6 protein-coding genes and 1 other RNA gene are annotated in these 9,955 nt (G+C 61.0%); 5 read left to right on the top strand and 2 right to left on the bottom strand.

The features are described 5' to 3' along the window. Positions 1-57: 57 nt before the first annotated feature. Entirely contained in the window at positions 58-342 is a 285-nt protein-coding gene (locus AC4DF4_RS16450) for a hypothetical protein (RefSeq protein ID WP_490049197.1), read from the bottom strand. 11 nt (positions 343-353) lie between these two features. Further along, positions 354-4,055 (bottom strand): ATP-dependent RNA helicase HrpA, encoded by a 3,702-nt coding sequence (hrpA, locus tag AC4DF4_RS16445; protein WP_490049196.1) that lies wholly within the window; start codon positions 4,053-4,055, stop codon positions 354-356. A gap of 142 nt (positions 4,056-4,197) precedes the next feature. On the opposite strand from hrpA, the gene can reads away from it, so the two are divergent. The 5 genes from can to AC4DF4_RS16420 all read left to right on the top strand — a co-directional run. Beyond that, entirely contained in the window at positions 4,198-4,854 is a 657-nt protein-coding gene (gene can, locus AC4DF4_RS16440; RefSeq protein WP_490049195.1) for a carbonate dehydratase, read from the top strand. Between the two features lie 42 nt (positions 4,855-4,896). Then, positions 4,897-5,255: a transfer-messenger RNA gene (gene ssrA / locus AC4DF4_RS16435) on the top strand. 393 nt (positions 5,256-5,648) lie between these two features. Further along, positions 5,649-6,092 (top strand): hypothetical protein, encoded by a 444-nt coding sequence (locus AC4DF4_RS16430; protein ID WP_490049194.1) that lies wholly within the window; start codon positions 5,649-5,651, stop codon positions 6,090-6,092. A gap of 482 nt (positions 6,093-6,574) precedes the next feature. Next, positions 6,575-8,311, top strand: a complete 1,737-nt coding sequence (locus tag AC4DF4_RS16425; protein ID WP_490049193.1) for an MGH1-like glycoside hydrolase domain-containing protein — start codon at positions 6,575-6,577, stop codon at positions 8,309-8,311. A 356-nt stretch (positions 8,312-8,667) separates the two neighbouring features. After that, positions 8,668-9,955 (top strand): DUF6288 domain-containing protein (locus tag AC4DF4_RS16420; protein WP_490049192.1); only part of this gene is annotated, 1,288 nt, incomplete at its 3' end.

Raw genomic sequence — 9,955 nt, 5'->3', positions numbered from 1 at the left:
TGGTGTTGGTTGATTTGAAACGTTTGTTCAAACAGGCGATGTCGGAACATCGCCCGATCAACCAGCACCAATCGATTTTAACATTTTAACGAAAAAAAATCCTCTTCCATCGGCATCGCATCGGCGCTTGCCTGCCTCCGCCCCGCGTTCTTTCAAGGGCTGATCGTTTTGCTTGGGCCGTTCCATCTGTTTGTTGGAAGCGTGCTCGCCGCGTCGGCAGTCCTCAATCATTTGAATACCGAGTCCCATCCCACTTTCGTCGCGGACATCACTTTTTGTTTCGTCACGGCCATTTTGATCATCGTCCCCCTTGCCGTCACCTTGCTCCGGGGAGGACGACAAGCCTGACGTCGTTAGCCGAAAATCATCTCTTCGATCCGCTTCTCGGAAACCTTGCCGAGCAGCGGGATGTCCGGGGCGAAAAGCGAGACGCGGAATTCCTCCAGCGCCCAGCCGTGCGGCCAGAAGCGCGGATCTTCGGGCTTGGCGGTCCAGCGCTGGAACCACGGCTGCCACAGGCGGTGGAGGCGTTGCATTTTCTCCAGATCCTTGACGATGGGCAGCGAGGAAAGCCGACCTAGCCGCGAGCGGATGGCGCGCAGACGGCGCGGGTATTCGCGCAGGCCGGCGAAGCCGGTGCGCCAGGCGAAGTCCTTGCGGAAAAGCCAGGCGAGCTGCTCCTCCAGATCCTCCGCGATCTCGCCGAGGTTGCGGTCCTGGCGGTTGGCGGCGATCCAGCGCTGGATTTCCGGCAGGATTTCGAAGATCTCGTCCATCGCCTTGCCCATCACGGCGGCGGCTTCATACCAGTGTCCCCTCGCCTGCTCCTTGAGCGCGGCGAACTCGTCGGGCGAGCGCGGGAAAGCCCCTCTCGCGGCTCCTTCCGCGGCGAGCAGGATAAGCGTGTCCAGCGTGGTGCCGCCGGGACCGAGGCGCGGCAGCTCGACCTTGGCCATCAGACCGAGCGGGAATTTCTTTTTCAGGTAGGCGACCTGGTCGGCGTGGGCCAACCACAGCAGCCGCGCGCCGCCCGCGCGGTGGGATTCCGCTGCCTCGGCGGCGCAGGTGAAGGCGCGGACGCCGACGGTTTTGCCCTCGTCCACCAGCGCCGGATAGGCCGCGCCGCCGGGTGTCATCACGAGCTCCGGCAGGCTTTCGCCGTCCCAGGTGCTGAGGCCCTTGCGCTCGATGTCGGCATTCGCGGCGGCCTCGAAGCGGACGCGCATGCGGTCGGCAAGCTGGAGCTTGAGCACGGCCACGTCGTCGCCCATCGCGAGTTCGTTGGCGTCGTCATCGCAGACCCAGATTTTCGTGACGAGCTCGGGCGGGAGCTTGCTGGTGTCGAATTCGCCGACGGGGACATAGACTCCGTTGCGGTCCTTCATGTGCTCGGATAGAGCATGATAGATCGAGCGGTCCTTGGGTGCGAAACTCCAGAGCTCGGCGAAGCTTTCAGCCGCAGGGCCGATGGGCTGGCAGATACGGCGGTAGTCCTTCGGCAGCGAGCGCAGCAGGATCTCCGCGCGCTCGCGCAGGTTGCCATCGGCACCCCAGGCGGGCAGCCAGTCGGGGAGTTTCGGCAGTTGATCGACGTGAACACCGAGCGTCACGCCGTCGTCGCGCTCGCCCTGTGCGGTGTGATAGTAGAGCGAGTATTCCTGGCCGCCGTGGGTGATGCTGTCGGGGAAACCGGCGAGGCCGAGGTATTCGAGATCCTCGTCCACCACGTCGCCGACGCCGAGCATCAGGACGTCCTCGTTTTTCTCCAGCCACTTGTGAAACGCGGCGGCGGTGTTGATGTCCTCGGGGATGCGCTCCTCGTAAAACCGCAGCACCGCCTCGTCGCTCCACAAGCCGCCGGGGCGGCGGAGTTTCTGTTCGATCGCCTCGATCTCGCCGCGCATTTCGAGCACGTGGTCGAGGAACTTGCAGCGCTTCCGCAGGCCGTTGCCGATGATGCCTTCCCGCAGGAAAATTGTTCTAGCCGCCTTCGGATCGACGCGGCCGTAGTGAATCCGCCGCCCGGCGACGACGGGCAGGCCGCCGCAAATCACGGTTTCCTTGCCATAGACCGCGCCCTGGGCTTCGTCCCAATGCGCCTCGCCATACTTGCTCTTGCAAAGGTGCGGCGCGACTTGCTCGACCCACGCGGGGTCGATCCTGGCAACTCGCCGCGCCCACAGCCGCGAGGTTTCGACGAGCTCCATGCCCATCACCCACTCGAAGCGCTTGGGCAATGCAAACAGGCCGGAGCCGGGGAACACCGCGAAGAAGCCGCCGTTCGCACTGCGGTAGGATTTCGACTCGCGGTCCCACACGCCGAACTGCCGCGGCACGCCGGCGAGCAGCGCCTTGTGGAGCGTGGCGTAGTTCGCCGCGCCGGATAGATCGTCGCCGATTCCGCCGATCTTGAGCTTCCACTCGCGCTCCAACAGATCGGCGAGCTCGTCGCGGACGTTCGCCCACTCCATCACGCGGCGGGCGTTGAGAAAGGCGGGACCGCAGAATTTCCGCAGGGCGTTGCGCTGCCAGCGGCCGCGGTTGTCGCGGAATTTCGCGAGGTCGTTCCAGAGGCGGAGGAGTGAGATGAAATCGCTATCACCGTCCTTCCAACGGGCGTGTGCGGCATCGGCCTCGCGGGCCTTTTCCGCCGGGCGCTCGCGCGGGTCGCTCGACTCCAACGCGGCGACGATGGGCAGGACTTCCGCCAGGCAGTGCTCCTTGCGCGCTTCGATGAGCATGCGGCCTAACCGCGGATCGACCGGCAGCCGCGCGATCTGGCGGCCGTAGTCGGTGAGGCGTTTTTCCCGATCAAGCGCGTTGACCTCGCGCAGGGTGCGGTAGCCTTCGGAAACGGCTTTGGGCGACGGTGGATCGAGGAACGGGAACTCGTCGATCTCCGGCAGGTTGAGCGCTTTCATCCGCAGGATCACGCCTGCCAGGGAACTGCGGCGGATTTCCGGATCGGTGAATTCCGGGCGCTCCGTGAGTTCGGTTTCCTCGTAGAGCCGGACGCAGACGCCGTCCCTAACACGACCGCAGCGGCCTTTCCGCTGGCGGGCGCTGGCCTGGCTGACTGGCTCGATTTGCAGGCGCTGCACGCCTTTTCCCGGACTCCAGCGGCTGACGCGGGCGATGCCGGAGTCGATCACGCAGGCGATGCGCGGGATGGTGAGCGAGGTTTCCGCGACGTTAGTGGCGAGGATGAGGCGGCGCTTGTTGCCGGGATTGAAAACACGCTGCTGGTCGCCGAGGCCGAGGCGGGCGAACAACGGCAGCACTTCGGTGCTGCGGTATTGGCGGCCGTCGAGGACGTCGGCGCACTCGCGGATTTCGCGCTCGCCGGGGAGGAAAATCAGGACATCGCCGTTCGGTTCGACGTCGCCGAGATAGTCCACGGCGCGGGCGACATGTTGGGCGAGATCCTCGTCGTCGAAGGGCGGCAGGAAGAATTCCGCGACGGGGAACATCCGGCCCGGTGCTTCGATGACCGGCGCGGGCACGCCGTTGAAGGAGAAGAACTCCGCGAACGATCCGGCGTCGAGGGTGGCGGAGGAAATGACGAGTTTCAGGTCCTTGCGGCGCTCCAGCAGGCGCTTCACGTAGCCTAGCAGGAAGTCGATGTTGAGCGAGCGTTCGTGCGCTTCGTCGAGGATGAGCGCCTCGTATTGTTTGAGGTCACGGTCGCCCTGGGTTTCCGCCAGCAGGATGCCGTCGGTCATGAATTTGATCCGCGTCTCCCGCGAGGTGCGGTCCTCGAAGCGGACCTGGTAGCCGACGTAATCTCCGAGCGGGACCTGCAGCTCCTCGGCCACGCGCTTGGAGACGCTGGCCGCCGCGAGCCGCCGCGGCTGGGTGCAGCCGATGCGCCCACCATCGTCACCGAGCGCTTCGGCGACCATTTTCGGCAGCTGGGTGGTTTTTCCCGAGCCGGTTTCGCTGACGACGACCACCACCGGATGCGCGCGGATGGCCGCGAGGATTTCCTCCCGGTGTTCGACCACCGGCAGTTCCTTGGGATAATTCCATTTCATCTCGCGCCCCGTGGGTTCCATCGCCGTGCTGGTTTCTTCGGTTTACCGCGGCGATCCGCAACTTTTTTGTCCAAGTATTTCGCGGTCCGGCGGAGACCGGAAAAATTAGCTCAACCCGCGATGGACGGCAGCGCCAGATGCCGCTTGAATCCTCCCGACGCCCATGGATTCCCTCAAACACCTCTTGGCAAACAACAGCGCCTGGGCGAACTCGATCAACGCCAGCGACCCGGACTTCTTCCGCAAACTCGCAAACCAGCAGAGCCCGGAATACCTCTGGATCGGTTGCTCGGACAGTCGCGTGCCCGCCAACCAGATCACCGGCCTCGCGCCGGGCGAGATTTTCGTCCACCGCAATGTCGCGAACGTCGTGGCAGAGACGGATTTCAACGTGCTCGCCGTCATCCAATACGCGGTGGATGTCCTGAAGGTCCGCCACATCATCATCTGCGGCCACTACGGCTGCGGCGGCGTGCAGGCCGCGCTGGACAATCTCCGCCACGGGATGATCGACAACTGGCTCGCCGGCATCCGCTCGCTCAGCCGGATGCACCGCAAGGAACTCGCCACGCTGTCGCCCGAAGCGGCGGTGGACCGGCTTTGCGAGCTCAACGTGCTTGCCCAGGCCGGCCATGTCGCCCACACCACCATCCTCGAAGACGCCTGGGAACGCGGCCAGGCGATCTCGATCCACAGCTGGATTTATCGACTCGACACCGGCCTGATCACACCACTGCAGGCACGGATCACCGGACCGCTGGATCTCTCTCCGACCGCCGACAATAAGCCCGCCGTCGATGAATTGTTGAATTCCGATTGATTAATCCGTTTCCCGGTGCATCTTGCCGCTGTCACAAGTGACGGGGGCGTTCTGGTTTCGACGGGATGTTTGACGCGCTGGTTGCACGTAGAGGTTGATCGGTTGGCCTCTTAAAAAAGCCGCTCAAAACAAATAAATGCAGACTCTAACGAGCTCGCACTGGCCGCTTAATTGACGACCACGTCTGAACCCCGACACCTGCTGAGGGGGAAGGCGAACACTTAGCAGGCTGGGATTGAAGTCGGGTAACCGGGCTACTTTCCGAGATCAAACAGGTTTCTAGGACGGGCAACGCTGCATGAGGGCCCAGCCCGTCCGAAGCTCCAGACATCATGCTAAACGTGTAGATGCCAGTGTTGACGGCGTTTCGGACAGGGGTTCGACTCCCCTCGCCTCCACCACTTGACAATCAATCACTTAAGTCTGAGGAATGAGTTTCTAATACTCCGGCTTAGACCACCAGTGAACAGACGGGGAGATTTCGCCAATCCAGTTGGCGGGGTCTCCCTGCTTGATTTCAGGCCCGAGATCCGTCTATCGCCTTGCGTCTAAACCCGAAAACCGAAGTTGGATAAGGCATCGTTTGGCTACAGGCCATGTGGTAGAAGGGTTGTGTCGAATAACCGCACACCACACCCCTTCACCAAACGATGCAAAGTTCTTGTAATCCTATCTTCCCCGGACGGCAAGTCCGGCTCACTTCCACCGCGAAACCCATCACGCCCTTCGGCGGTCTGGTCAGCCTCATCGCCTTCTTCGAGAAGATTGGGCTGGCCGGGTAGATCAGCGGGCTGATGCGATTCACCTACACCATCCGCGAGCGCATCCGTGAAAACAAAAGCGCCGTGGGCCGTCGGCTCATCGACGTGGATGGCTACACCTTCCGGGTTTTCGTTACCAACCGCCAAGGCGACGGCGCGGAACTCTGGCGCGACTACAACCAGCGCGCCTGCTGCGAGCAACACATCGAAGCACTCAAAAACGACCTGCAAGCCGACGGCTTCTGCATGCAGGACTTCTACGCCACCGAGAGTGCGTTCCTGAGTGTGTGCTTCACCTACAATCTGCTGAGCCTTTACCAACACGCCAGCGCCCCGGAGCAGCGCAAAGCAGGCTTCAAGCGCCCCGAGCAGATCGAATTTCTCCTCCGCCTCCACGGTTTGTGGGAAGCAATCATCCAGCTCCCACGCCCACCACCCTTCGACATCGGGACGATGGAGCCCATCGAGCCTCCCTGACAGGCGATCAAGGAGTGGATCCCCGACGACGAACCGGATCTCGACTGGTTCCACCGTCCCCGGAATCCATCCGATCTCGACCCAGACTGGTTCGACCAGAGTCCTGCATGGAAACCCGAGGAAATCCAGTTGGACAACGTCCGCATTCTGGTTCTCGAATACACCTGACTGGCAGGAAGCCCTGCCGCCGAAAAACCGCAGTCAAAAGAAATCTTGGCAAAGCGGCCTGGAGACACGGCGGATTTTTGCACGGGAGAAACTCTCGCGCGCGCCTTCACCAAATCCTCTTCCCATAAGGGCTGGAGGCTTTTTCACCACGTCAAAGGAAATCCTTTTAGCAACATTGATGATCAGGGGGTTAGGGATTGCAAAAATCCGCCGTGGCCTGGAGAGCTACGCTCGCGGCGAATGTATTTCCCTCCGAAATCTCCTGATTCCGCTAAGTCCCGGCCTCTGGGGAGCCTCTTCATTTCAGACATATCATGAAACATTCCTTCGCTTTCCGGTGTATGCACGGGATGCCGATTCCCTTTCATTCGAAGCCTGTTTGGATTAAACATCACACGTTGCCCGGTATTGGCACCATCTTCCTGTTCTTGTTTGGCGCACTGTTCGCGGAGGGAACGGGTGCGATTTTGAAGTCGGACGCGCAGCGTCGTTACGTGGCCGCCTTCAACAGCCAGCGTCCCGACGACACCGCCGAAAACTTGCCGGCTGATGGTTCGATCACCGTGATCGGCAATGACCAGACCGCCGCATGGATGGAACGAAACGTTCCACTCTTCGAGTGTTCCGAAAAGGACATCGAGGAGACATACCACTTCCGCTGGTGGACCTATCGGAAGCATGTCAGGAACACACCCGTCGGTTTTGTTGTGACGGAGTTCCTGCCGAAGGTGGACTGGAGCGTGGCTTACAATACCATCAACTGCCCGGTGGGTCATCATCTCTACGAAGGCCGCTGGATCCGGGATCCGAAGATCATCAACGACTACTCGCGGTTCCACTTTGGCAAGGGTGGTGATCCGGGCGGCGTGAGCAAAGTGTATTCCCAGTGGATTGCCGACGGCATTCACGCCAGCTATCTGGTCCATGCCGACAAACCGTTCATCACCGGGTTGTTGGATCCCCTGGTCAAAAACCATGAAGCATGGAAACAAGCAGGTCCGTCCGGCGGCCCTTGGCAGGCAGGCCGCCTGCTGGACAACGGTCTCTACTGGCAGATCGATTCCTGGGAGGGACAGGAGGTTTCCATCGGTGGCACCGGAATCCGGCCGCCGATGAACTCATACAGGTATGGCGACGCGATGGCGATTGCCCGGATTGCCGACATGGCGGGCAAGAAAGACCTGGCCGATCACTACCGGGATGAAGCCCGGCGCTTGCGCGATGACTTTCAGACGCGGTTGTGGGATGACGAGGCGAAGTTCTTCAAGGTAATGAGGCACGCGCTGGCGCCCATGAACCAGTATGAAAATCCGGCCGCCGAGGATTGTGCTCCCGGAAACCTGGTCAATGTGCGCGAGATTTTCGGTTATGTGCCGTGGTATTTCAACATGCCCGAGGACGGCCGGGGTTATGAAGAAGCCTGGCGCCAGTTGACAGATCCCAACGGATTCCTCGGTTCATATGGCCCGTCGGTGGCCGAGCGCCGGCATCCGAAGTTCTTCATCAATCCAGCCGGCTGCATGTGGCGCGGTGCGAGCTGGCCGTTTGCGACATCACAGACGCTCACCGCCATGGCCAATGTGATCAACAACTACCGGCAGGAAGTGGTTGGAAAAAAGGAGTATTTCGACCTGCTGAAAGCATACACGCGCAGCCATCGCCACACGCTGGATGACGGCAAATCCGTTCCTTGGATTGACGAGTCCCTCAATCCCGACACCGGGCGCTGGATCATGGCTGGTTCTTTCCCGATGTCGCGGGGCAGGGACTACAATCACTCGACCTACTGCGATTTGGTCGTCACCGGGCTGGTGGGACTTCGCCCGCGGGCGGATGATCTCGTCGAAGTCAACCCTCTCGTGCCGGAGGGACACATGGAGTATTTCTGCCTCGATAACGTGAGATATCACGGGTGCGACCTTACAATCTTATGGGACAAGACCGGCAAACGCTATGGCCGTGGCAGCGGACTGCGTGTGCTCGCCGACGGTGTGGAAATCGCCGGCAGCAAAAACCTGGCGCATGTGACCGGCAGAATTCCGGCTCGTTAGAGGGAGGTTGTGCTTATTTGCCGTAATGGTCCGATCTTCCGCTGATTCTGAAATCCAAACCTTGTCGCAGACAAGAACCCCCTTTTTCCCCGCCTCCGGTCCGGCCACCCGCTCTTTCAACGGCCTTCACCCCAAAAGCAAATTCCTAGCATTCATTCATTCATTCATTCATTAGGAGGGCTGGTCCCTCTGGACAAGATTCTGGCGACGCCGGTCGCCGGGTTAAAGGGTGACAACCGCAACATCGCCGTGCTGATGCGCGCCTACCACGGGGCTTCCCTCGAGGCCGTATGGACTGATGGCAAGTTTGTCGAGCCGGTGAAGTGAAAAGAAACAGGAGAGATTCGTTTATGTATATGAAGAAAAATCTGATAACGACGTTGGTTATGGGCGGGTTGCTGGCATCCACCGGTGTTCAGGCCGACTACGTGAGGCAACTCGGTCCGACGGGGTTGGCGGGCTTTCCCGCGGCCACCGAGATCACCATTTCCAAAGTGGCCAAGGGATCTCCGGCGGACGGGGTGGTGACCACGAACGACGTGATTGTGGGCGCCGGCGGCGTCGCGTTCAAGAAGGATGCCCGGCATGAGATCGCCGACGCGATTGACCAGGCGGAGACCGAGGCGGCCAAGGGGGTCCTGCCGCTCATGTTGAAAGACGGCAAGACCGTCAACCTGCAGCTCAAGGTGCTTGGCAGCTACAGCGCCACAGCGCCCTATAACAGCCCCAAGACCGAGGCGCTCATCGCGCAGACCGCCGAACGACTTGTCAATACGAAGGGCGAGGGCAACTGTCTGCATGTGGACCTGTTGGGACTGCTGGCCACCGGCGAGCAGAAGTACATTGACTACGTCCGCGACGTCATTCACAAGAGTGACTGGACCAAGCCCGATATTTTCCTCATGGACATTGTCGAAGGGAAGCGGGATGGCGGCTATGTGGCCTGGTATTGGGGGTATACCTGCCTGTTGCTTTCCGAATATTATCTGTTGACGGGTGACGAGTATGTGCGGCCGGCCATCAAGACGTATGCCGTGGCCCTGGCCAAGGGGCAGGATGCCGGCGGGTTGTGGGGCCACAAGATGGCAAACGTATCCCCGCAGCGCCGTCTGCCCGGCTATGCCCAGATCAACCAGCCCAGCCTGACCTGCTTCATCGGGATGCTGCTGGCACGCAAATGCGGCGTCAAGGAGCCGGAGGTCGATCGGGCTATCGAAAAAACCTACACCTTCTTCGCCTCGTTTATCGGTAAGGGGGAGTTGCCCTACGGCGTTCATAATCCGTTTACAAACATCTTTAACAATAACGGCAAATGTGGCGTTGCGGCCGTGGTCATGTCCTTGTACGGCGACCGGGAGGGGGCCTCGTTCTTTTCGCGCCTGGCGGCGACCTCCTATGACACGCTGGAGGTCGGGCACGGCGGCTATTTTTTCAATACGACATGGACGCCGCTGGGAGCCAATGTGGCAGGCCCGGAAGTCACACAGCAGTTCTTCCAGCGCTCGCGCTGGCTACGTACCCTCGCTCGGAACTGGGAAGGCGATTTCACTCCTGACAGTTTGCGGGATCAGGGGAGCATCGGTGGCAACAGCAGTTCCGGCGCGCACCTGCTGGTCGACTGTCTCGCCCGGCGCAAGCTCTTCA

It is taken from the genome of Luteolibacter sp. (assembly GCF_058122085.1).
This window is presented reverse-complemented; position numbering and strand designations above follow the sequence as displayed.

Excerpts from the sequence above, each read along its gene's own strand:
- AC4DF4_RS16425 (WP_490049193.1), top strand. The coding sequence starts at position 6,575 with ATGAAACATTCCTTCGCTTTCCGGTGTATGCACGGGATGCCGATTCCC.
- hrpA (WP_490049196.1), bottom strand. The coding sequence starts at position 4,055 with ATGGAACCCACGGGGCGCGAGATGAAATGGAATTATCCCAAGGAACTG.
- can (WP_490049195.1), top strand. The coding sequence starts at position 4,198 with ATGGATTCCCTCAAACACCTCTTGGCAAACAACAGCGCCTGGGCGAAC.
- AC4DF4_RS16430 (WP_490049194.1), top strand. The coding sequence starts at position 5,649 with ATGCGATTCACCTACACCATCCGCGAGCGCATCCGTGAAAACAAAAGC.